Source organism: Blastococcus sp. CT_GayMR20, assembly GCF_004570345.1.
In genome coordinates, this window is sequence record NZ_SPQM01000019.1 from 1 (window position 1) to 22,656 (window position 22,656).

Here is a 22,656-nt window from a genome sequence, read left to right on the forward strand (position 1 = left end):
CCGCCGTCATGGGAGCGGTCGGACTGGTGGCCCGGGTGGCGTGGGGCCGCCTGTTCGAACGGGTGCGCCGGCCGGAGCTGCTCCTCGCCTTCCTGCCGGTCGTGGCGACGGGCGCCGTGGGCGTTCTGGCCACGGCGGGCGTCGGCCAGGCTCCCGAGCTCGTCTGGGTCGCCGTCGTCCTGCACGGCGCCAGCGCCGTGGCGGCCAACGCCGTGCTCATGCTGGCGGTGGTCGCCACGTCGGACCCGGGCGTCCTGGGTGCGGCGACAGGGCTCGTCGCCACCGGCCAGTTCGCCGGGTTCGCCCTGGGCCCGATCGCGTTCGGCGCCATGGTCGACGGTTTCGGCGCCTACGGCCCCGGGTGGCTCGCGGTCGGCGCGCTGTACCTCCTGGCGGCAGTCGTCATGGTGGTGGCGGCGTGGCGGGTCCGTCGTCGGCGAGCGGGCGGCGCCTCGACCCTTGACTTATGACCGTTCAGTTACCTAGCTTGGCCATCTGGCCGCCGTGGGGACGGAGAAGTCATGCGAGAACCTGACCGGGGCGGGCGCGTGGCACCGGCGCCCGTGCAGGCGGAGGTCGCGTTCTACTGCGACGGTCTGCGGCTCGCGGCGACGGTGCATCGCCCAGCCGGGCCGCGGCCGGCGAGCGGGTGGCCCGCAGTGGTGGTCTGCAACGGTTTCGGGGCGAGCCGTGAACTGGTCGTGCCCGAGATCGCGGACCGGATCGCCGACGCGGGCATGCTCGCACTGCGCTTCGACTATCGAGGCTTCGGGGAGAGCGAGGGGCGCCCCCACCACCTGATCCCTCAGGAGCAGGTGGCGGACGCGCGGGCTGCCGTCACGTACCTGGAGTCGCGGGACGACGTCGACCCCGGGGCGATCGGGCTGTACGGAACCAGCTTCGGAGGCGGTCACGTCATCGCCCTCGCCGGCACCGATCCACGGGTGCGTGCGGTCGTGTCGGTCGTGCCGGTCGGCGACGGGAGCCGCTGGATGCGCAGCCTGCGCCGCAACTGGGAGTGGAACGCCTTCCGCCGGCGCCTCCGCGAGGACCGCATGCGCCGCATACGCACCGGGGAGTCGGAGTGGGTGGACTCCGACGACATCATGATCCCGGACCCGCACGCCGACGCCTGGCACCAGGAGGTCATCGCGCAGTTCCCCGAGCGCAAGTACTCCCTGCCACTGGAGACCGCCGACCGGCTCCTGGAGTACTCCCCGCAGGCCGTCGTGGCGCACATCGCCCCCCGCCCCCTGCTCCTGATCCACGTCCTCGACGACGACCTGGTCCCCACCGACGAGAGCGAGCAGCTGTACGCGGCCGCGGGGGAGCCCAAGCGCCTGGTCCTGCTGCCGGGAACCCACCACCACGACATCTACGCCGGGGAGCCGTTCGAGGCGGTGATGTCGGAGGCGGTTCCCTGGCTGGCCGGCGCGCTCGGGAGCCGGAGCCACGGCACCGCCGCGGGCGCGGACATCCGCGTGGACGGTGGCTGAGCTCGAGGTCGGCGTCCTGCTGCCGCACTTCGGGGACGACGCGAGCGTCGCCAGGATCCTCGGCCACACCCCCGTCCTCGAGCGGCTCGGATACCGGTCGGCATGGGTGCGGGACAACCTCGCGTACGCCCCGCACGCGTTCGAGCCTCCCGGTCGCCGGTTCGTCGACCCCTTCGTGACCCTCTCGGCGGTGGCGGCCGTGACGGCGTCCCTCGGCGTGGGCACGGCGGTGACCATCCCGTTCCGTCCTCCGGCGGTCACCGCGGCACTGGTCGGGTCGCTGTGCTGGCTGGCGCCCGGCCGGGTCCAGATCGGCATGGGGTTCGGCAGCCCCCGGCCGGCCTTCGCGGCGGTCGGGATCGACTTCCCGGACCGGTACGCGCTGTGCGACCGGACCCTGGCGCTGTTGCGCGACAGCGGCGGGCCGGACGCCGAGGCCGCGGGCCCGCCGATCGACCCGGCGCCGCCTCGGGATCTGCCGCTGTGGTTCGGCGGCGCGTCCGACCGTTCGCTGCGCAGCGCCGTCCGGTGGTGCGACGGGCTGCTGCTCGCCCGCGCCGACCTGACCACCATCACCTCCACGCGCGACAGGGCCGCGGCCATGTCCGGCGACCGTCGGCCGCCGCGCATGGGGACGGTCGCGCTCGTCCTTCCGGGGCGGTCGTACGAGGACGCGCTGCGGGACGTGGACGAGTCGCAACTGCTCGCCGAGCTGTCCCGCGTCAACAGACGCGACTACACCGCGGTGCGGGAGGCGCAGGGCGCCGTCCTCGCGGGCTCGCCGGACGACATCGCCGCCGGCCTGGATGCGCTGGCGGGGGTCGGTGTGGAGCTGGTCGTCGTCGATCTCCGGATGACGATGGGCCGCTTCGAGGAGTGGACCGCGGTCCTGGGCGAGCGCCTGCTCGCGTGAGCGGAGGCCGACGGACCGGCACCGGCGTTATGTGATCGAGACCACAAACAAGTCCGCCAACCCGTTGACTACTAATCGTTCAGTCACCTACGTTCGGCCAACCAACCGCCGGACGCACGTCTGATGGAGGCCGCCACGTGAGGACCCAGGGCATGTCACACACAGCACCAGGCCGAGGACGTCGCCGCTCGGGCCGAGCCGCACTGACGGCCGCACTCCTCGTGTTCCCCCTCCTGGCCGCGTGCGGAGGCGGCTCCGAGGAGCCCGAGGCCTCCGGTGGGGGCGGCGGCGGGGGGGACGAGCCGCTGAGCATCACCGTGGTCAACGGCATCACCTCGTTCGAGTTCATGGCCGCCGACATGGCCGAGAAGATCGGGGTCTGGGAGGACCTGAACCTCGACGTCGAGTACATCCGCGGCAGCGGCGGCGGCGGTCAGGTGACCACCACCATGACGGCGGGCCAGGCCGACCTCGGTCTCCACGGCGGCGGCGCGGCCGCGATCAGCATGGCCGAGGGCATGCCGGCGAAGATCGTCGCCGTCACCGCCCCGTCCTTCTCCGGCATGGTGTGCGTGGTCCACGAGGAGTCCGACATCCAGTCCTTCGCGGACCTGGAGGGCAAGACGATGGGCATCTCCAGCGCCGGCTCGCTGACCGACCTGGTGTCCCGCATGATCGCCAAGAACAACGGGTGGGAGCTGGGCACCGACTTCCACCAGGCGACGATCGGCGACCTGAGCCAGCTCACCGCGGCACTGCAGGAGCGTGTCGTCGACATCATCTGCTGGTCCGCGGAGCCGGCGTTGACGCTGGTCGAGAGGGGACAGGGCCGCATCCTCGGAGACGCCGGGGAGATCGTCGGCCCCAACATCTTCGAGGCGATCGAGGCGACCGACGAGGCGATCGAGTCGAAGCCAGAGGCGATCGAGCGCTACCTGCAGGGCTACTTCACGGCCGTGCAGTACATGAAGGACAACCCGGACGAGAGCATCGAGTTCCTCGCCGAGTACGCCAGCGTCTCCGAGGACGTGGCCCGGCAGGTCTACGAGATGGAGATGGACAACCAGTCCCTCGACGGCACCGCGACCGACGAGATGCTGGAGGGCCTGGTCGCCACCGCCTCAGACCTCTCGGGCAAGAGCCTCGAGGTGGAGCAGGTCTGGGACGACCAGTTCGTCCCGGTCGAGCTGCCCTGACCCAGGCGCCGGACGGCGCCGGGGCATCCGGCGCCGTCCGGCGGACCGCCTCCCCGGAGCGCGGCCATCCAACTTCGAACCAGGGGGGACCCGCATGGTCCAGACGGTCGACCGATCCGCAGCGGGGCCACAGTCGCCCCCGGTCGCCGCCCCCCGGCGGCGGTACTGGCCGTTGCCGGTCCCCGTGGCCCGGCTGCTGCTGATCCTCGCGTGGCTGGTCCTCTGGGAGATCACCGTCCGGCTCGAGCTGCTCAACCCCATCCTGGTCGCGACCCCGAGCGCCACCGCGGTCGAGATGGTCGCCATCCTGGGCGATGAGGAGGTCCGGGCCGCCTTCGGCCGGACCCTGTCCGAGTACGTGGTGGGTTTCACCATCGGAGCTGTCGCCGGCATCGCACTCGGTGTGGTCCTCGGGCTGTCCCGCCCCGCCTTCCGGGTGCTGAACGCGCCGCTGATGATCGTGTACGGCACGCCGAAGAGCATCTTCCTCCCGCTGTTCGTGGTGTTCCTCGGGCTCGGGTTCGAGTCGCCGACCGCCTTCGCCGCCATGGAGACCGTCTTCCCCCTGGTCATCGCGGTCGTCGCGGGGATGCACTCCCTGGACGCACGGCTGATGACGGCGGCGGACGCGATGGGGGCGAGCCGGCTCGACAAGGTGCGCTTCCTGATCATCCCGTCGGCCCTGCCGTCGATCATCTCCGGCATGTGGCTCGGGCTGAAGCAGGCGCTGCTGGCCGTCCTGCTCGCCGAGCTGCTGATCTCCGGCGGTGACAACGTCGGCTTCTACATCGCCCACTACGCGGCCGTGTTCGAGCCCGAGAAGGTGTACGCGCTCATCGGATGGCTCTCGGTCTTCGCCATCACCCTGGGCGTCATCTGGCGACGAGTCGACGCCTACGCCGGTCGTTGGCGCACGGCAGGACGAGGAGCAAGCCTGTGATCCAGTCGACCAATATCGAACGGAGCGATGTGCCAACACAGACGGGGGACGGCGATCCCCGGCCGGTCATCCTCCGCGCGGAGAACGTCTCGGTGTCCTACCAGTCGGCATCGGGCTCCCGGGTCGATGCGGTCCGAGAGGTGTCGCTGGACATCCGCGAGGGCGAGTTCGTGAGCATCATCGGGCCGAGCGGGTGCGGGAAGTCCACCCTGCTCCGTGCCTTCGGCGGACTCACCCGCACCAGCGGTGGATCCGTGCTGCTCCAGGGCGACCCGGTGACCCGACCGAAGCCGGACAAGATCGGCTTCGTCTTCCAGGACTACACGCTCTTCCCCTGGCGCTCGGTCCTGGCCAACACCGTCATGGGCCTGCAGTTCCGCGGGGTCGACCGGCGTGAGCGCGAAGCCACGGCACGCCGGTACCTGGAGCTGGTCGGCCTCGACTGGTGCGCCGACAGCTTTCCCGCCGAACTGTCCGGTGGCATGCAGCAACGTGTTGCGATCGCACGGGCGCTGACCACCGACCCCGCGGTGCTGCTCATGGACGAACCCTTCGGCGCGCTCGACGAGCAGACCCGCACGCTGCTCGGCGGGGAGCTCGCCGGCATCGTCGAGAAGACCGGGAAGACGGTCCTGCTGGTCACCCACAGCCTGGCCGAGGCGGTGTTCCTGTCCGACCGGATCCTGGTGATGAGCGCCCGGCCCGGGTGCATCAAGGAGATCGTCCAGGTGCCGGCGGAACGGCCGAGGACCGAGGAGTTCCTCACCTCCGCCCTGTTCGACGAGATCCGCGCCAAGGTCTTCGCCTCGCTCATCGAGGAGGTCCACCGCCAGGCCCAGGCGAACGAGGAGTCACGGCGTGCCGCGCAACGGGGATAGGCGCAGGGAGCTCCTCCTGGTCGTCAGCGGCCGGCTGGTCCTGGTGGGCGCGCTCATCTGGGGCTGGGACTGGCTGGTGCGCAGCGGCCGGGTGTCGCCGCTGCTGCTCCCGCCTCCGGACGCGGTGCTCAGGCGGCTGTGGGAGCTGCTCCAGGGCGCCGAGCTGTGGGAGAACCTCGCCATCACGGTCTTCGACGTCCTCGCGGCATTCGTCGTGTCCCTCGTCACCGGCCTCGCCGTCGGGGTGACCGTGGGCGCGAGCCGGTACTGGTCCCAGGTGGTCGAGCCGCTGATCGTCGCCGCGTACACGGTCCCGATCATCGTGATCTACCCCGTGATCACCATGCTCTTCGGGATCGACGACCTCTCCAAGATCGTGTTCGCCGGGCTGTACGGGTTCTTCCCGATCGCGGCCAACACCATCCGGGGGCTCATGGTCGTCCAGCCCGGTTTCCTGGACGCCGCCCGCGCCCTGGGCGCCCGACCGAACCAGCTGAAGTGGTCCATCATGGTGCCCGCAGCCCGTCCCCTGATCCTCTCCGGCATCCGGATCGGCCTGTCGCTGAACCTCATCGGCGTGGTGGCCGGCCAGATGCTCGCCTCACGGGACGGCATCGGTTTCCTGATCTCGACGAACGCGCAGTTGCTCAGGTCCCAGGACCTCTACGCCTACATCGCGCTGACGTTCGTCCTGGCCGGGCTGGTCAACTACGTCCTCACCCGCAACGAGCAGGCCATCCCCCGCGAACGCAGGAGCTTCCGGACGCGGAACGGCCGTCGCGGCTCCCCGCTGGCCGGCCCGACGGGGGTGGGTCAGCCCGTCCGGTAGCCGCTCCGTCCGGCGCAGAAAGGTCGTGGGTTTCCTCGCGCATCTGCCCCGGGGCAACTGATCCGTTACACCCCGAGCGAAAGGTGCATCCCGTGGCGGTCCTACCTCACCTACGAGGACGCCTCCGTCCACGGATACCGGGCCGGCTGGGTCCGCGCACGGCGCCCGGCCGGGCTCCGGGCGCCGCGCCTGGTGACGTTCGGCTGAGCGGAGGGAACCCGTGGACGTGAGCGAGGACGAACGGAGCGCCGGCTCCGCGGCTGATCCGGTGTGCACGGCGCAGCTGTCGACCGTGGCCAATGGGCAGCCGGTGACGGCGGACATCGCCTGCCACACGCTGCTGATCGACTTCCTCCGGGAGGAGGTCGGGGTGCGCAGTGCGCGCCGGTCCTGCGACGTCCAGCTGTGCGGGTCGTGCTCCGTACTCGTCGACGGCCTCCCCGTGAGCTCGTGCTGCTACCTCGCCGTGGACGTCGACAAGAAGTCCGTCCTGACGGCCGAGGGACTGCGCGGTCTGGAGGATGCGGACCCGATCTACACCGCGCTCGAGAACGCGTTCGTCGAGCACGCCGCGGTGCAGTGCGGGTACTGCACACCCGGGTTCATGGTCACCCTGTGGTTCCTGATCGAGGGGGGCCATCTCACCCCCGGCACGACCCATGAAGAGCTGCGCACCCTGCTCAAGGGCAATCTCTGCCGCTGCACCGGATACGAACCCATCCTGGCGGCCGCATCCGCGGCCGTGGGAGCACTCGCGGGCGCACGGGGCGACGGCGCGTGACCGGTCCAGCCGTCGTCGACACCGCCGGCGCGACGACCGTCGTCGGGACGTCACACGGGCGCACGGACGCCCGACTGAAGTGCCGCGGTGAGGCCGAGTACGTCGGCGACATCGCACTGCCGGGCATGCTGCACGCCAAGGTCCTTCGCAGCCCCGTCGCGCACGCGCGGATCGTCGGCATCGACGCGTCCGGCGCGGCGGGCGTGCCGGGGCTGGTGCGGATCATCACGGCGGCGGATCTGCCCTTCGGGGACCGCCGGTACGGCCACATCCTGGCCGACCAGCCCGTTCTCGCCCGCGATGCGGTCAGGTACGTGGGGCAACCGGTGGCCATCGCCGTCGCCCGTGATCCCGGTGCCGCCCTCGAGGCCCTGGAGCACGTCGACGTGGACTACGACCCGCTGCCGACGGTCGAGCTGAGCAACGCGTTCGCTCCGGACACCCCGCTCGTGCACGCGGAGCCGGTGGAGCAGGGCTTCCTGCCCAGCGCCGTGGTGCGCGCGGAGGTGACCGGCAACGTGTGCTACGAGTACGCCGACGTCCGGGGCGACATCGAAGGCGCGCTGGCCCGCGCGGACCACGTGGTCGAGCGGGATTACACGTTCCCGAGCACCTACCAGTACGCGATGGAACCGCACAGCGCCATCGCTGTCCGGCAGGGGAACGCGCTGGAGCTCTGGGCGGCGTGCCAGCACCCGTTCCTGGTGCGTCGCGAGATCGCGCGACTGTTCGGTCTGGACCTGGACGACGTCCGGTTGCACGTGCCGTTCCTCGGCGGGGGCTTCGGCAGCAAGTCCTATACCACGGTCGAGCCGCTGGTCTGCACGGCTGCCTGGCTGACCGGCGCACCGGTCAAGCTGGTCAACACGGTCGAGGAGTCCATCCAGACCAGCCGGCAGCACAACATGCGCTGCCGGATGCTGACCGCGATCTCTCGGGACGGGGAGCTCCTCGTACGCAGCGCGCGCATCCTGATGGACACCGGCGCCTACGCGACCAACGGGCCGACCATCACCTTCTTCACCGGCGTGGCGGCTCCCGGTCCCTATGCCTGGGGCGCCGTCGACGTGAACGCCAAGTGCGTCTACACCACCCGCTCGCCGTCCGGCTCGTACCGCGGCTTCGGGGCCTCGCACACCCAGTGGATCAGCGAGATGCAGCTCGACGAGGTCGCGGCGATGGCCGGCCTCGACCGCATGGAGCTGCGCCGGCGCAATCTGCTCCGGCGGGGGGATCTCGTGCACCCGCGGCTCGGGCCCCTGGACGCCGACCTCGCCGACAGCTTCGAGAAGGTGCTCGCCGGCCTGCCCGCACGTCCCGACGCCGCTCCGGGGACGAGGGTCGGCGTCGGCGTCGGGTTCGGGGTCATCCCCGCCGGTGCCGATCCGTCGGCGAACGCCCTGGCGCGTATCCGCAGCGACGGCCGGGTCAAGCTCCTCGTCGGCAGCACGGAGATCGGTCAGGGAGCCAGGACCGTCTTCGCGCAGATCGCCGCGGAGGTGCTCGACGTGCCCGTGGAGAGCATCGAGGTCCCTGGCGCGGACACGAGCATGACGCCGTTCGACCGCTCCACCGGAGCGAGTCGCTCGACGACGCTGGTGGGGCTGGCGGTGGAACGCGCGGCACGCGACGTGGTCGCCCAGCTGTCCGCGCTGGCCGTGCGGCTGCTCCCTGCCGACAGCGGCGAGGTCACCTACGCCGACCGCACGTTCTCCCGGGGCGGCCTGGGTGTGTCCTTCGACGAGGTCGTGGCACTGCTGGGGCCCAATGGCGACGAGATCGTCGGACGCGGGCGCGTGGGCATCGGCGAGGACAAGCCGAACTTCCCGGTCTACTGGGAGGTGTGTGCCGCCGGAGCGGTCGTGTCCGTCGACGAGGGCACCGGCAAGGTGACCGTCCTGCACACCGTGGGGGTCCCCGACGTGGGACGCGCGATCAACCCACGCCTGGTCGCCGTCCAGGACTCCGGCTGCAGCATCCAGGCACTCGGTCACACGCTGCTCGAGGAACTCGAGTTCGGCGACGACGGTGAGCTGCTGACGCCGTCCCTGGTCCAGTACCGGGTGCCGACCACCGACGACATCCCGCACCGGATGGACTGCGAGCTGGTGGAGAACCAGGACGGCCCGGGACCCTTCGGCGCGAAGGGCTGCGGGGAAGGGGCCTTCGGCGCGATCCCCGCGGCGATCATGACCGGCCTGCTCGACGCCGGGGTGCGGGTCCACGACCTGCCGGCGACGCCCGAGCGGATCTGGACCAGCCTCCACGCGGAGGAGCAGCCGGCGGACGGACCACCTACGTTCCGGGCGTTGGCCTGATGCTGCGCCGCGGCCTGCACGTGCACCGGGCGCACGGCATCCAGGAGGCGCTCGCCCTGCTGGAGGAGTACGGCGAGGACGCCACTCTCTACGCCGGCGGCACCGAGCTGGTGCTGGTGCTCAAGCTGGGGCTGTCGTCGGCCCAGCACCTCGTCGACGTACGGGGCATCCCGGAGCTCACCGGTGTCGGTCTGCTCGCCGACGGCGAGCCCGACACCGGGACAGTGCTCCGGATCGGCGCGGCCACGACGCACTGGGCGCTCCAGGGCGCCCCCGCCGTCCGTGCCGGGTGGCCCGCGCTCGCCGCCATGGAACGCACGGTGGGCAACCTCCGCGTCCAGGCGACCGGAACGCTCGGGGGCAACCTCTGCTTCGCCGACCCCCAGTCCGACCCGGCGACGTTCCTGGTCGCCGGCGAGGCCGCGGTGGTCTGCGCCTCCGCCGGGCCGCGGCGGACGATGCCCGTCGCGGATTTCCTCGTGGATGCGTACAGCCCGGCTCTGCGCGAGGGGGAGGAGCTCTTGGAGAGCATCCTGCTGCCCCTTCCCGCCGAGGGCACCTCCGTGGTGCACCGGAAGCTGGCCTTCGGTGAGCGGCCGGACGTGACGTGCTGCGCGTTCGTCACCACGGTCGACGGCCGGATCGACGGGGCGCGCGTGGTCCTGGGGTCGGTCACCGGCGTCCCCGTGGCGCTCGCCGCCGCCACAGAACTGGTCGGGCGGTCGTCGGCGGAGGCCGCCGACGCCGCGGACGACGTCGCCCACACTGCCGTGGCCGAGGTCGCCGACCGCATGCTCGGTGACAAGCAGACCCCCTATGCCCGGTCGCTGGCGCGCTCGCTCGTGGCATCGGTCGTCGCCGAGGCGGTCACCGCCGGTGCGGCTCCACCCCCCGCCTCGTTCCCCGGAGGATGACCCGGATGCGTTCGGCCCTGGATCAGCTCGCAAGGATTCCCGACCAGGACGTCGCGGCGCTGCGCACGATGTGGTCCGGCGACCTGCCGGAGGCCCGCCCCCCGGGGGAGCGCCCCGCGGTGATCATCACCGGCATGACGACCAGCGGCTGCGTGCGGGCGACGGTGAACGACGCCTTCATGCTGAACTTCCACACCGTCGTCCCCCTCGAGTGCGTGGCGGACCGCTCCCAGCTCTCCCACGAGGCGGAGTTGATCGACATGGGGGCGAAATCTGCCGATGCGGTCGACGTCGGAGACCTCGTCGCGGTGCTCGCTGACCCGCGACCCCTCACTGTCACCCGGGCGTGATGCGTAGCCCTGGGTCCCGACCACCGACCCGCCGATCAGGCCACCGTTCAGCCGACCGAGGCCTTTCCGGTCGACGGCGGGAGTCGCGTCACCGGGGCCGCCAGAACGGTCCTGGATCTCGTCGCTGTGCCCGGTTCCAGTTCCCGCTATCGTTGAATGAACGGTCATTGATCGAGCGGACCGCTGTTCCTCGGCACGGGCTGACCACCACTCTCCAGGGAGACACCACATGATCGACATCGACACCCATCGCCGCGACCTGGCCATCGCCAACCGAATCCTCGCCCGAGAGGATGTCGTCGACCACCTCGGCCACATCAGTGCTCGCCACCCGGAAGATCCGAGCCGTTTCCTGTTGTCGCAGTCGCGCAGTCCCGAACTGGTCACGCCCAGCGATATCAAGGAATACGATCTGGCGGGGACTCCGACCGATGGACCGCCGCACCCCATGTATGTCGAGCGCTTCATCCACGCCGCGATCTACCGGGCCCGGCCGGACGTCAACTCGGTTGCACACGCGCACGCCTACGACCTGCTGCCGTTCACCGTCGCCTACGACGCGAAGCTGAGGGCCGTCGTCCACCCCGCCTACACCATCGGCACCGAGGCGCCGGTGTGGGACTTCCGTGACAGGTTCCCGAACGGGACACCGCTGGTGTTGGACATGACGCAGGGCGATGATCTCGCCGCCACACTGGGGCAGAACTCCGTGGCACTGATGCGCAACCACGGGTTCGTCGTTGCCCTGGACTCGGTCGTCAGCACGATCTACGCCAGCGTCTACCTGAAGGTCAACGCGCGAGTCCAGAGCGAGGCCATGCGCTTCGGCGGCGACGTGTCCTATCTCCAGCCGAGAGAGCTGGAGGCGATCGATGAGCTGTACAGGAACGCACCGCACACCGTGGGCCGGGCGTGGGAGTACTGGGTGCGCCGCGCCGACCTGAACGGCATGTAGGGCCGGCTGGTCATGGTGCAGCTGCGGCGCGCGGGCGATGTGGAGCTCTCGACATGGGGGGCCACGTCGCCGACGTGGTGGACGTCGGCGACAGGTCGCGGCGCTCGCCGGACGGCGAGCGGTGACGCCCCCCGCCCCCCCAGGCAGTCGATGAGGGCGATCAGCCGTACCTGTGCCGGTGACCCCGGCCGGACCCGGTGTACCGCATGACGCCGGTCGTGCCGTCGATGTCCATGTTCTGGACGATGTGACAGGGCTCGGGATGTCCACGGCCCTACCGAGTAGCCGGTCAGGGCCGCCGTGAGGTCGTCCCAGCATCGGTGATCGGGGACGTCCGCCAGCGAGACCGTCGAGTCCCCGCGCAGACAGGTCTGCGCGGCCACGCCGTGCTCGATCGCCCACTGCCGGCGTCCGTGGCTGCAGGTGCCGTACCAGAGGTCGGGCGTGTCCTCGACGACGTCCGAGGACGATGCGCAGCATCCCGACGTTCCGCTTGCTCGATGAGGACGTCGCTCGTGGTGAGGAATGACGTGCGCTGGTCGGCCCGTGCTCAGTCCGGTGGATGCGCCTCGTGCGCGGGTGCACCCTGGGGAATCCGGTCGACCCGAGCGGCGAGCTCATCGGCGAGCAGCGGGTTGAAGAAGGCTCCGCTCGCGCTCTGCACCGCCGTGGCCCCCGCGTCGAACAGCCTGAGCGCCTCGTCCACACCGGTCGCCCCGCCCATCGCCAGGATGTCGAACGCGACACCCACGTCCTCCCTCAGCGCGGCGAGGCCGCGCACGAAGTCCACGGCCAGGTGACCGATGGGATGACCGGACACGCCCGCCTCCAGCCGGCCGGGGAAGGTGGGGCGGGACCGGGTCGGATCGCGCACCGGGAGCTGCAGGGCGTTGATGCCCGCCACGCCGTCCACCAGGTGGGCCACCGGTCCGAGCGAGAGGCGCAGACGCTCGGCAGGCATGTAGCCGACCTTGACGACGAGGGCGACCGAGTCGCCGAGCGCGGCGCGGACGGCCCCCACGATCGACCGGACGCTGTCGCCGTCGAGATAGATCGCCGGGAGCGGCCGCCCGTCGGCGACGCCGTTGGGGCAGGACAGGTTCAGTTCGATCGCGCGCACGCCCGTCTCTGCGCCCAGCACCGCCGTCCGGGCGAAGTCGCTCGCGAGTTCCTCGCCCCGGTGGTCCTCGAAGTTGCCCATGACGCTGAGCAGGAGCAGCTGGTCGGCGTCGAGGGCGGACATCGCCCTCCGCACGTCCGGTTGCCACACCGCCGGGTCGTGGGACGGCACCCCGAAGGAGTTGACCGTCGAGAATCGGTGCGCCGAGCGGGGCCACACGGTGGGTCCGGCGGTCACCTCGGCGGAACCGATGTCGGCTTCCTCCCACGGCGCCGCGTCGGTGTCGGCGAAGTACCAGTTGGCATCCGGCAGCGCGGGGCGGGGGACAGAACGCACCGTCTTGTACGTGAGCAGGTTGAATCCCTGTCGCGCGTAGAAGGACACCCACCGCGCGTTCATGGTGAGGGGGCAGGCCGGGATGCCGATGGGGACGCCGATGGGCTGCCCGAGGACGGTCCAGGGGCCGCCCGGCGCGGGGGCCCGGTGGTCGTCGACGACGGAGCCGCCGCTGAACGGTCCGCTCTCGTTCTGCTTCAGGTCCTGGCGGAAGTCGTAGCGGGGGAAGGGGAACCCGTGGCGTTCCAGCAGGTCCGCCCGGCCGGCACGGAACAGCAGCCGGCCCAGTTCGCACACGAGCCGATCCGGCTCGCCGCGGTGCCGGGCGACCAGGGCACGGGCCTCGACGGTGAGGTCGGGCGGACCACCGGCGGCGAGGTCACCGAGCAGGTCCTCGGCCCGCCCTGCGGCGACCGGCCGGATCGGCGGGATGTCCGTGGCCGTCAGCGGTCCCGGAAGTCGGCCGGCCGGCGCTCGCCGTAGGCCCGGATCGCCTCGTCGAAGTCCTCGGTCATCATGCAGAGCGTCTGCGTCCGGTTCTCCATCTCCATCGCCTGGCGCAGGGCCGGCGCGTCCAGCGTGTAGTTGAGCAGTTCCTTGGTCATGCGGATGCCGAACGGTGAGTTCTGGAGGATCTGCCCCGCCAGCTCCTCGGCCGCCTCCAGGTGCCTGCCTTCCTCGACGACGCGGTTGACCAGTCCGATCCTCGCCGCCTCCTCCGCCTCGACGAAGCGCCCCGTGTAGAGGATCTCGGCGGCGAGCGTCGGACCGACCAGCCGCGGCAGGAACCAGGATGCGCCGTCGTCGCCGCCGGACAGCGCGAGGCGGATGAACGCGGCGTTGAAGCGGGCCGTCGTGTCGGCGATCCGGAGGTCCGCAGCCGCCACGAGAGCGAGACCGCCACCGACCGCGGGCCCGTGGACGGCGGCGATCACCGGCTGGGGGATGTCCCGCAGACGCAGGACCATCGAGGCCAGCCGCCGCTGGAGCCGATAGCGCGCCTGCACCTTGCCCACCGCTTCGGGCCAGCCCTCCACACCCTCGCCCATGTCCAGGCCGGCGCAGAAGGCGGGGCCGGCGCCGGTGAGGATCAGAACGCGCGCCGTGAGGTCGGCCTCGAGCTCGTCGCAGACCCGATGCACCTCGTCGACGGTCGCGAGGTTGTAGGCGTTGCGTCGCTCGGGGCGGTTCAGCGTCAGCACCGCGACCTGGTCCCGGCGCTCGAAGAGCACGTGCTCGTACGTCATCGTGGGCACCTCATGGCCAGCCACTGTGGTGAACGTCCGTTCAGGTGTCAAGCCGGGGCGTCTTCCGGGTTGCCGTTGACTTCTAAACGTTCAGTCATACGATGAGGACTCTTTCCGGACCACGAGGGAGAGCGCACGTGGACAAGACAGCGTTGGTCATCGGCGGCACCGGGCCCACCGGCCCGCCGATCATCCGCGGCCTGCAGGAGCGGGGCTACCGGCCCGTCATGCTCCACAGCGGCAAGCACGAGGTCGAGGAGGTCGGGCCGGACAAGCTGGAGCACATCCACACCGACGCGAACTTCGCCGAGACCCTGACGGAGGGGATCGGCGATCGCACGTTCGACCTGGTGATCGCCACGTACGGACGGCTCAGGCTGCTCCCCGAGGTGCTCCGGGACCGCACGCCGCGCCTGATCACCGTCGGCGGCACGATCTACGACACCAAGTACTCGCGTGCCGCGACGGAGGACTCCCCGCGGGATCTGCACCACAAGATCTACGTCAAGATCGTGGAGACCGAGCAGGTGCTCATGGACGCCCACGCCGCGGGCGTCTTCAACGTCACGCACCTGCGCTACCCGAACCTCTACGGGCCCCGTCAGCTCGCCCCTCGCGAGTGGTCGATCATCCGCCGGATCCGCGACGGTCGCCGTCGACTGCCGATCCTGGACGCCGGGCTCACGCTCGAGAGCCGCTCGTACGTGGACAACGCCGCCCATGCGGTGCTGCTCACGGTGGACCACCCCGAGGAGGCTGCCGGTCAGGCGTACAGCGTGGTGGACGAGTACACGCCGTCCGACGCCGACCGGGTCCACGCCATGGCCGCGGTGATGGGTGCCGAGGTCGAACTGGTCAGTTTTCCCCCGAATGCCGGCCGGCCGGCGTGGTACTGGGGGATCGGCCGCAGCCTGCGCTGGGGGCAGGACGGCACCCCGCCGCCGACCACTCACTCGCTGATCGACATGGCGAAGATGAAGGAGCAACTCGGGTACCGGGACCTCGTCGACTTCCCCGGGGCGATCGAGCGGACGGTGAACTTCTACCTCGAGAACTCTCCGGAGCCGGGTGGGGAGGAGGAGCGCCAGCTGAGCGACGCCTTCGACTACGAGGCCGAGGACGCGTTCCTCGCGGCCTACGACCGTTTCGTGGGCGAGTGCGAGTCGATCCCCTTCGAGGGTGTCGTCTACCGGCACCAGTACGACCACCCGAAGGCGCCGGCGTCGGCGTCGACGGCACACTGAGGCGGTCGCGCGTCACGACCACCGGTCGCTCCGGTCCCCGCAGGGGCCGTTCGGGAACCGCACACCGGTTCGGTCCCCGAGCGGCCCCGGGGGCGGCCATGATCGCGATCGCGGCCGCCGTCCCGCTCCCCACCGGCCTGCTGGAGGACATGTCCCCATGGCGCTTCCCAATGACTCGCCCGTCGACCAGCCCGTCGACGCACGGGGCGGCGACTCCCCGTTCGACACCGACGGGCTGATCAGGGAGCCGGACGGAAGGCTGTGGTACCGCGACCACCCGGACACCTTCACGGCCGTGCTGAGCCGCACCGTTGACCGTTGTGGTGACTCCGTGGCGGTCATCGACATCGACGGCACGCCGGTCACCCACGCCGAGCTGTGGGAACTGGCTTCGCGCGTCGCCGGGGGGCTGCGGGAGGACGGCGTCGCGGTGGGGGACCGGGTCGCCATCGACCTGCCCAACTCGCTGGCCTGGGTGACGGCCTTCCTGGGTGTGGTCCTGGCCGGTGGGGTGGCAGTACCGCTCGACCAGCGCGGAACCGCGGAGACCCGCCGGGCCTGCCTGACCGACGCCGCGCCGACCGCCGTCCTCGACGACGCCGGAGGACTGCCGAGCGGCTCGCCGTTCGTCCATGACGCGGACCCCGCAGAGCTCGGCCAGCTGCTCTACACCAGCGGCACGACCGGCGAACCCAAGGGGGTCATGGTCAGCCAGCGCAACCTGGCCGCCCTGAGCGAGATCACCCGTCGCGTCTTCCGCATCGGCGCCCCCGGCTCCCCGCCGCTGCGCAATCTCGTGGCCATCCCCCTGTACCACGCGGCGGGCTGCAACGCGCAGCTGCTCCCGACCCTCGCCCTCGGGGGCACGGCCGTTCTGAGCCGGTCGTCGAGGCCGGAGGACATCGTCGCCATGGCGGTCCAGCACGAGCCGACCATGATGTTGGCCGTGCCGGCCGTGTACAAGCTGCTGGTCCAGCGGGAGCCGGTGCGCTTCCAGGCAGTCGCCTCGCTGCGGTGGCTGATCTACGGAGCGGCTCCGATCTCGAAGTCGCTCATCGACGAACTGCGTGAGCTGCTCCCCGACGTGCGGCTCGGCAACGCGTTCGGCATGACCGAGATCAGCAACATGGCGCTGTTCCTGCCCGACGAGTACGCCGTCACCGACCACGACAGCGTCGGCTTCGCCGTTCCCGGCGTCGAGGTGGACCTCCAGGACGAGGACGCGGCTGGGCAGGGGCAACTGCGCCTGAGAGGCCCCAACATGGCTGCCGGGTACTGGCGGAAGCCGGCGATGACCGACGAGACCTTCGGTTCCGGATGGATCCGGTCCGGCGACATCGCGACGATCGACGGTCGGGGCCTCGTCTACCTCAAGGACCGGGCCAAGGACGTCATCAACCGGGGTGGCGAGAAGATCTACTCGCTCGAGGTCGAGAACGCCCTCGCCGGTCATCCGGGCGTCGACGAGGCCGCCGTCATGCCCGTGACGGACGACGTCATGGGCGAGAAGGTAGGAGCCGTCGTGGTGGCGAGGGATGCCTCGTTGACCGAGGACGCTCTGCTCGCGTTCCTGCGTGACCGCCTGCCGCCGTACGCGCTGCCCGAGCACCTGGTGCTCCGCACGGGGGAGCTGCCCCGGGGCAGCTCGGGGAAGATCCTGAAGGCGCAGCTGCGCGGAGAACTCGGGTGGGGGTGACACCGCATCCCGGAACGCCGGTGCGCCGCTCGCTGCGTGCGCCGGACGTCGACAAGCTGGTCGAGGACGCCTGCGCGGGGCAGTTGCGTGCCGTCAGCCGCTTGCTCAGCCTCGTCGAGGAGGGCGTGCCCGACCTGCCCCGGATCACTGCCGCCCTGGCGGAACGACCCGGTCACGCACACGTCATCGGGCTGACCGGCGCACCCGGCGTCGGCAAGTCCACCTCGGCGAGCGCGCTCGTCGACGCCTACCGCCGTCGCGGTGCGCGGGTCGCGGTGCTGGCCGTCGACCCGTCGTCCCCGCTCTCCGGTGGCGCGCTCCTGGGCGACCGGGTGCGCATGCAGGAGCACGCCGGCGACAGGGGCGTGTTCGTCCGTTCGATGGCGTCCCGCGGGCAGTTGGGCGGCCTGTCGCGGGCGACACCGCAGGCCCTGCGCGTGCTGGACGCGGCCGGCTTCGACGTCGTCCTGCTCGAGACCGTCGGCGTGGGCCAGTCCGAGGTGAGCGTCGCCGGCATGGCCGACACGACCCTCGTGCTGCTCGCCCCGGGGCTGGGCGACGGCGTGCAGGCGGCCAAGGCGGGCCTCCTGGAGGTCGCCGATGTCTTCGTCGTGAACAAGGCCGACACGCCGGGCGCGGAGCAGGTGGTCCGTGACCTGCGGCGCATGCTGTCGCTGGACCACCGCCGAGGGGGCGAGCGGTGGCGCACGCCCGTGCTGAAGACCAACGCCGTCGACCACGAGGGCTACGACGAGGTGCTGGAGGCCGTCGACCGGCACGTCGCGTGGAGCGCGACGACCGGGGAGATCGAGCACCGCCGGACGCGGCGTGCGGGCGAGGAGCTCGACGCGCTCGTGCGGGCAGCGGTCACCCGTCGCCTCGCCGGACTGCGAGGCGGCGAGGCCTTCCGACGGATGGCCGCCGAGGTCGCCGGGGGCCGCTCGGATCCGTACTCCGCGGCCGACCGGCTGATCGGCTCCTTGCTCAGCTGACCGCGCGGCTCTTCCGACTCCGGGCCGCGGTGGGACGCTCCGACCGGCCGAGGATCCGGAGCACCACCGCGGCGGTGTGGTCCGCAACCTGCTCCGGCGACATGTTCCCCGCGCTGCTGTACCAGGAAGCGGTGCTCGAGCACAGCGTCAAGGCCGACAGCGCCGAGAGGCGGACGTCCTCGACGTCGAAGACGCCTCTGGCGACGCCGTCGTCGATCGTCGTGATCCAGATGGTCCGCACCTGGGACATGAGCCGGGCGATCTCCGTCCGGCCCTCCTCCGTGAGCCCGTTGACGCCGTGCCGCCCGACGAAGGCGGCCTTGGGGTTCTTGAGATCTTCGACGACCAGGTCGTAGGCAAGTGCACCCATCCGCTCCGACGGGTCGTCGTACTTGTCGACGATGGCGTGTTCCCGCCGGAGGAGGCTCTCGAGCTCGTAGCTGAGGACCTCGAAGAGGATGGCCTCCTTGCTGGCGTAGTAGTTGTACAGATTGGCGGGGGTCATCCCCAGCTCGCTGGCCAGCTGCTTCATGCTCGTCCCGGCGTAGCTCTGGCGCGTGAACAGCTGTACGGCCGCCAGTCGGATCCGGTCCCGCTGCCGGAAGGCCGCGCTCGCACCATTGGCGGCCGGATCCTCCGAGCCGGGCGGGAAGGCATCGGTTCTGGAATTGATGGTCATCCTCGGGTCACCGTTCATGTCGTGGGAGCCCGGCCGGACCCGGGGAGGAGTTGACAGAAACGTCTCGGCAGGGTGAACAGCCGGCACAGCGTACCGGTCGCCCTCCAGCAAGTTGTGTGTGATAGCAGAGTCCCACCGGGGGGGCAAGACCCCGTAGGGGGACGGGCAGGTGCCGTCGTCGCCTCATGCAGCCTCATCCTCCGTTGAACTGCGGCTCGAGAAGGGACGCCAGCAGGGCGAGCGTCGCCGCCAGGCCCGCCGCGGCGGCCGCCAGGCACCAAGCGAGGAACTGACCGCCCTCCTGCAGCGCGATGCCGAAGAGGAGTGGACCGAAGACCCCGCCTGCGTACGTGCCGGCCTGCACGATGCCCGTCGCCCGTGCCGTGACCGGACCCGCGGCCCGGGTGACGACGTAGTGGACGAGGCCGGGGAAGCCCCACGCTCCACCGAAGGCCAGCAGGCAGCCGGCGACGTACGTCGACGCTCCCGGCGCCGCCATGGCCAGTAGTCCCACGGCGCCGATCGCGAGCATGAGGGCGACGGTCCTCATGGACCCACCGATGCCGTGGTCGGCCGCTGCGCCGACGCCCAGGCGGCAGACCGCGCTGACCACGCTGCCCGTCGCCAGCAGGAAACCGGCCGTGGACGGCGTGATGTCGTGCTCCACCGCAGAGAACACCACGAAGGCGGCGATGGAACTCGTCTGCGCGGCTGCGAGTGCGGTGGCTGCGGTGGTCAAGCCGAGATACCGCCGCAGCGGCGACGGCAGCGCCTCCCGCCGGGAAGATCGAGCCATCGTCGCCGGACGCCCGGCCGGTGCGCGGACCCGCGTCAGCAGGAACAGTGGGATCAACGCGAGCGCCGAAGCGGCCACGAACGTCCACCGCCAGCCCACCGTCAGGGCGAGCACGGGGACGGCCAGCCCGGAGAGAAGTGTTGCCATCGGGATGGCGGCCTGCTTGACGCCGAAGGCGAGCCCCCGGTGGCCGGCGGCGACGGCATGGTTGATCAAGGCGTTGCTGGCCGGGTGCGCTGCCGCATTTCCGACGCCGCCGAGCGCGAGGCACAGCGCCAGCGACTGCCACGACCACCCCAGGAGAGCTGCGCCCGCGAGACTGCCGGCCGCCACCAGGACGCATGCGACAAGGCTCTTCCGCGCGCCGAACCGGTCACCGAGGCGGCCCGCGAACACCGAGAACAGCGCCGACGTCGCCCAGAAGGCGGCCACGATCGTGCCGATGGTGTCCGCCGGGAGCCGCAGGTCCGCCGCGATCTGCACCGAGAGACCGCCGACGAGGAAGACCGGCAGCGATCCCACGGTCGTGCTGCCCACGGCTGCACCCACCGCGTTGACGCCGCCTCGCGTCCCCGAGGCGGAGGGGTCCACCACTTGTGCGCCTCCTCCTGCCGGGGCAAACTTGCTTCACCATAGGTCTCTGAGCGTTCATTCAGAAGCTCGGCGACGACGGAGATGCTCAAGCCCGGCAGGAGACAGATGGTCGTGACGCGCGTGCTGCTCACTCCGCAAGTCCGCGTGCCCCTTACCGCACGGCGTGCGGTGACGGCACTGGACCGGAACAGGTGGCGGCCGGTCGCGTCACGAACCCGCTCGCACCGTCGTCGCAGTCATCCTGCCGGCCACGCCCCGGGCGCTCGTCGCGGCAAGCGCCCTGGCGTTGCTCATCCTCCTCGCGGCATCCGTCACGGTCGTCGGACGTCTGGCGACCGCGGTGTTCCACCGACCCACCAGTCTGCGCAGCGCACTCCGCCCCTAGGCGCTTCCGTCCCGAGCCGCCGTCACGCAATGTCCAGCCCCAGAAACCTGGAACGAGTTGACCGATGAATGTGCCTTTGACCTTCGCCATGTCCCGCAACCCCCGCACCGAGGCGATCCTCGACGGCCGGGTGACGACCCCGGGCATCGATCTGTACACCTCCGAGCTCCAGGCCCCCGACATCTTCTGGCGCCAGCTGCGCTTCGCCGAGTTCGACGTCTCGGAGATGTCCCTGTCGTCGCTGCTCATGCTCATCGACCGGGGGCGGACAGAGTGGACGGCGATCCCGGTGTTCCACGACCGGCGCTTCTTCCACTCCTTCGCCATGGTCAGGCAGGGCGCAGGCATCGAGGCGCCGCAAGACCTCCGTGGCCGTGCCGTCGGGGTGCCCGACTACCAGCAGACAGCGGCACTCTGGACGCGGGCAGCCCTGATGCACGACTTCGGCGTGCAGCCCCAGGACATGGTGTGGCACATGGAGCGGGGCCCCGCGCTGAGTCACGGCGGGGGAGTGGGTTTCGAGCCGCCCGCGGGTGTGGAACTGCACTACATCCCGGAGGCGCAGAGCATCGGCTCGATGCTGATCGACGGGCAGCTCGACGCAGCGATCGTGTACGAGCCGGCCCTGCTGCTCAACGACGAGCCCACCACCGTGGACCGCAGCCCGGCGCACCTTCCCGAGGACGCCGCGACGTGGCTGTTCCCAGACCGCGCGGCCGAGTGCCAGCGGCTGCACGCCCGGCTCGGCTACGTGCCGGCCAACCACTGCGTCGTCATCCGCACGAGCGTCCTGGAGCAACATCCCTGGGTGGCCCTCAACCTCTACGAGGCGTTCGAGGAGAGCAAGCGCCGCAACGAGGAAGCCGTGCGCGGCGCGCTGAGCCTGTACGCGCAGCTCGGCGCTGCCGGCGCCTACGGCGACGGTGGTCCCGAGCCCCAGCTCTACCCCTACGGCGTGCGGCAGAACAAGGACCTGCTCGCCGCGATCGCCCAGCACTCGGCGGAGCAGGGGCTCACGTCCCGGCCGATCCAGCCGTCGGAGTTCCTGGCACCCAGCACCCTCGACCTCTGATTCGGCGACCTGAGCGGAGAACGATGACCAGGGCCGTGCGATGAGCTCCCATCCGAGCGGGGGGGTCCTCGGGAGTCCTCACCTGACAGCCGAGGAGGCCGGCCGTCCCACCGGCAGCCGGCCCGATCACGCCGCTGCCGGAGCGGGTGGATCCACGGCCGACCAGTGGGGACTCCGTGGCCGTGTCGCCGTCGTCACCGGGAGCAGCAAGGGGATCGGCCGCGCCATCGCCGGCCGGCTGGCCGCCCTCGGCTGCCACGTCGTCGTGACGGGGCGCGAGGAAGGCGCCGTCGCCCGGGCGGTGGAGGACCTGCGGATGACGGGGGGCTCGGCGACCGGCATCCGCCTCGACGTCCGTGACCCCACGGGTGTCCATGACGCCTTCGCGCGGGCGGCCGACGAGGCGGGCCCGGTGGACATCCTGGTGAACAATGCCGGCGCCAGCTTCGGCGACGACTTCCGGCGCGGCCCGCTGCTCGAGCTCACCGAGGAGGACCTGCTGGGAGCCTTCCGGATGAACGTCCTGACGGCGTTCCGGTGCACCCGGGCCGTGGTCCCCGCCATGCTGGAGCGCGGTCAGGGCGCCGTCCTCAACGTCTCCTCCGTGGTCGTGAAGACGCCGATGAAGAACTTCGGTGCCTACTCCGCCGCCAAGGCGGCCCTCACCAACCTCACGGAGGCCATGGCGCTGGAATGGGCACCGGCCGTACGGGTCAACTGCCTCCTGGTCGGGCACATCAGCACCGAGCGGGCCGACCGCAACCGCTCACCGGAAGACGTCGCCGAGCTGGAGCGGCACATCGTCCTGGGCCGGCTGGGCCTTCCCGACGACGTCGCGACGGCGGCGGCCTTCCTGGTGTCGCCCGGCGCCGGATGGGTGACGGGCACGGCGATGAGCGTCGACGGCGGCGTGCGCAACGTCTGA

The 22,656-nt window shown here is 71.1% G+C and carries 21 protein-coding genes; 17 read left to right on the forward strand and 4 right to left on the reverse strand.

The window, feature by feature from the left end:
* The 12 genes from E4P40_RS27965 to E4P40_RS07250 all read left to right on the forward strand — a co-directional run.
* A partial coding sequence (locus E4P40_RS27965) for an MFS transporter (RefSeq protein ID WP_167762136.1) occupies nt 1–470 on the forward strand: 470 nt, incomplete at its 5' end.
* Between the two features lie 51 nt (nt 471–521).
* Nucleotides 522–1,496, forward strand: coding sequence for an alpha/beta fold hydrolase (locus E4P40_RS07200; RefSeq protein ID WP_135158121.1), 975 nt, complete (start codon nt 522–524; stop codon nt 1,494–1,496).
* Nucleotides 1,489–2,409 carry an LLM class flavin-dependent oxidoreductase gene (locus tag E4P40_RS07205; protein ID WP_135158122.1) on the forward strand — a complete coding sequence of 307 codons (921 nt, stop codon included), beginning with the start codon at nt 1,489–1,491 and terminating at the stop codon, nt 2,407–2,409. Before E4P40_RS07200 ends, E4P40_RS07205 begins: the two co-directional genes overlap by 8 nt.
* A 152-nt stretch (nt 2,410–2,561) precedes the next feature.
* Nucleotides 2,562–3,605: an ABC transporter substrate-binding protein gene (locus E4P40_RS07210; protein WP_135158123.1), complete on the forward strand. Its 1,044-nt coding sequence runs from the start codon at nt 2,562–2,564 to the stop codon at nt 3,603–3,605.
* Nucleotides 3,606–3,699: 94 nt separating this feature from the next.
* Nucleotides 3,700–4,545, forward strand: coding sequence for an ABC transporter permease subunit (locus tag E4P40_RS07215; RefSeq protein ID WP_135158124.1), 846 nt, complete (start codon nt 3,700–3,702; stop codon nt 4,543–4,545).
* Nucleotides 4,546–4,574: 29 nt separating this feature from the next.
* A complete protein-coding gene (locus E4P40_RS07220; protein ID WP_245160181.1) occupies nt 4,575–5,423 on the forward strand; it encodes an ABC transporter ATP-binding protein in 849 nt (282 codons plus the stop codon).
* Nucleotides 5,404–6,252, forward strand: a complete 849-nt coding sequence (locus E4P40_RS07225; protein WP_135158126.1) for an ABC transporter permease — start codon at nt 5,404–5,406, stop codon at nt 6,250–6,252. The genes E4P40_RS07220 and E4P40_RS07225 overlap by 20 nt, the downstream gene beginning before the upstream one ends.
* Nucleotides 6,253–6,472: 220 nt before the next feature.
* The gene (locus E4P40_RS07230) at nt 6,473–7,033 is read left to right on the forward strand and encodes a 2Fe-2S iron-sulfur cluster-binding protein (protein ID WP_209305216.1); all 561 of its coding nucleotides are present in this window, start codon (nt 6,473–6,475) and stop codon (nt 7,031–7,033) included.
* Nucleotides 7,030–9,351, forward strand: a complete 2,322-nt coding sequence (locus E4P40_RS07235; protein WP_135158127.1) for a xanthine dehydrogenase family protein molybdopterin-binding subunit — start codon at nt 7,030–7,032, stop codon at nt 9,349–9,351. Before E4P40_RS07230 ends, E4P40_RS07235 begins: the two co-directional genes overlap by 4 nt.
* Nucleotides 9,351–10,265 carry an FAD binding domain-containing protein gene (locus E4P40_RS07240; RefSeq protein WP_135158128.1) on the forward strand — a complete coding sequence of 305 codons (915 nt, stop codon included), beginning with the start codon at nt 9,351–9,353 and terminating at the stop codon, nt 10,263–10,265. The genes E4P40_RS07235 and E4P40_RS07240 overlap by 1 nt, the downstream gene beginning before the upstream one ends.
* 5 nt (nt 10,266–10,270) lie before the next feature.
* Nucleotides 10,271–10,615, forward strand: coding sequence for an isochorismatase family protein (locus E4P40_RS07245; protein WP_209305217.1), 345 nt, complete (start codon nt 10,271–10,273; stop codon nt 10,613–10,615).
* 229 nt (nt 10,616–10,844) lie between these two features.
* Nucleotides 10,845–11,570: a class II aldolase/adducin family protein gene (locus tag E4P40_RS07250; protein WP_135158130.1), complete on the forward strand. Its 726-nt coding sequence runs from the start codon at nt 10,845–10,847 to the stop codon at nt 11,568–11,570.
* A 550-nt stretch (nt 11,571–12,120) separates the two neighbouring features.
* Here the strand turns inward: E4P40_RS07250 and E4P40_RS07255 are convergent.
* Together E4P40_RS07255 and E4P40_RS07260 are read right to left on the reverse strand one after the other, a co-directional pair.
* On the reverse strand, nt 12,121–13,323 hold the full coding sequence (locus tag E4P40_RS07255) for a dihydroorotate oxidase (protein ID WP_135158131.1): 1,203 nt from the start codon (nt 13,321–13,323) through the stop codon (nt 12,121–12,123).
* A 146-nt stretch (nt 13,324–13,469) separates the two neighbouring features.
* Entirely contained in the window at nt 13,470–14,273 is an 804-nt protein-coding gene (locus E4P40_RS07260) for an enoyl-CoA hydratase/isomerase family protein (RefSeq protein WP_135158132.1), read from the reverse strand.
* 137 nt (nt 14,274–14,410) lie between these two features.
* Here E4P40_RS07260 and E4P40_RS07265 point away from each other — a divergent pair, with 137 nt between their 5' ends.
* From E4P40_RS07265 to meaB, 3 genes are all read left to right on the forward strand, one after another.
* Nucleotides 14,411–15,517 carry an NAD-dependent epimerase/dehydratase family protein gene (locus tag E4P40_RS07265; RefSeq protein ID WP_167762137.1) on the forward strand — a complete coding sequence of 369 codons (1,107 nt, stop codon included), beginning with the start codon at nt 14,411–14,413 and terminating at the stop codon, nt 15,515–15,517.
* 157 nt (nt 15,518–15,674) lie between these two features.
* Nucleotides 15,675–17,213 (forward strand): class I adenylate-forming enzyme family protein, encoded by a 1,539-nt coding sequence (locus E4P40_RS07270; protein WP_135158134.1) that lies wholly within the window; start codon nt 15,675–15,677, stop codon nt 17,211–17,213.
* Entirely contained in the window at nt 17,204–18,205 is a 1,002-nt protein-coding gene (gene meaB / locus E4P40_RS07275) for a methylmalonyl Co-A mutase-associated GTPase MeaB (RefSeq protein ID WP_245160182.1), read from the forward strand. The genes E4P40_RS07270 and meaB overlap by 10 nt, the downstream gene beginning before the upstream one ends.
* Here meaB and E4P40_RS07280 read toward each other — a convergent pair.
* Nucleotides 18,198–18,884 carry a TetR/AcrR family transcriptional regulator gene (locus E4P40_RS07280; RefSeq protein WP_167762138.1) on the reverse strand — a complete coding sequence of 229 codons (687 nt, stop codon included), beginning with the start codon at nt 18,882–18,884 and terminating at the stop codon, nt 18,198–18,200. The genes meaB and E4P40_RS07280 overlap by 8 nt on opposite strands.
* Nucleotides 18,885–19,077: 193 nt before the next feature.
* Nucleotides 19,078–20,217: an MFS transporter gene (locus E4P40_RS07285; protein ID WP_167762139.1), complete on the reverse strand. Its 1,140-nt coding sequence runs from the start codon at nt 20,215–20,217 to the stop codon at nt 19,078–19,080.
* Nucleotides 20,218–20,723: 506 nt separating this feature from the next.
* Between E4P40_RS07285 and E4P40_RS07290 the strand changes: the two genes are divergently transcribed.
* The gene (locus E4P40_RS07290; RefSeq protein ID WP_135158137.1) at nt 20,724–21,731 is read left to right on the forward strand and encodes a PhnD/SsuA/transferrin family substrate-binding protein; all 1,008 of its coding nucleotides are present in this window, start codon (nt 20,724–20,726) and stop codon (nt 21,729–21,731) included.
* Between the two features lie 40 nt (nt 21,732–21,771).
* The gene (locus E4P40_RS07295) at nt 21,772–22,656 is read left to right on the forward strand and encodes an SDR family NAD(P)-dependent oxidoreductase (protein WP_135158138.1); all 885 of its coding nucleotides are present in this window, start codon (nt 21,772–21,774) and stop codon (nt 22,654–22,656) included.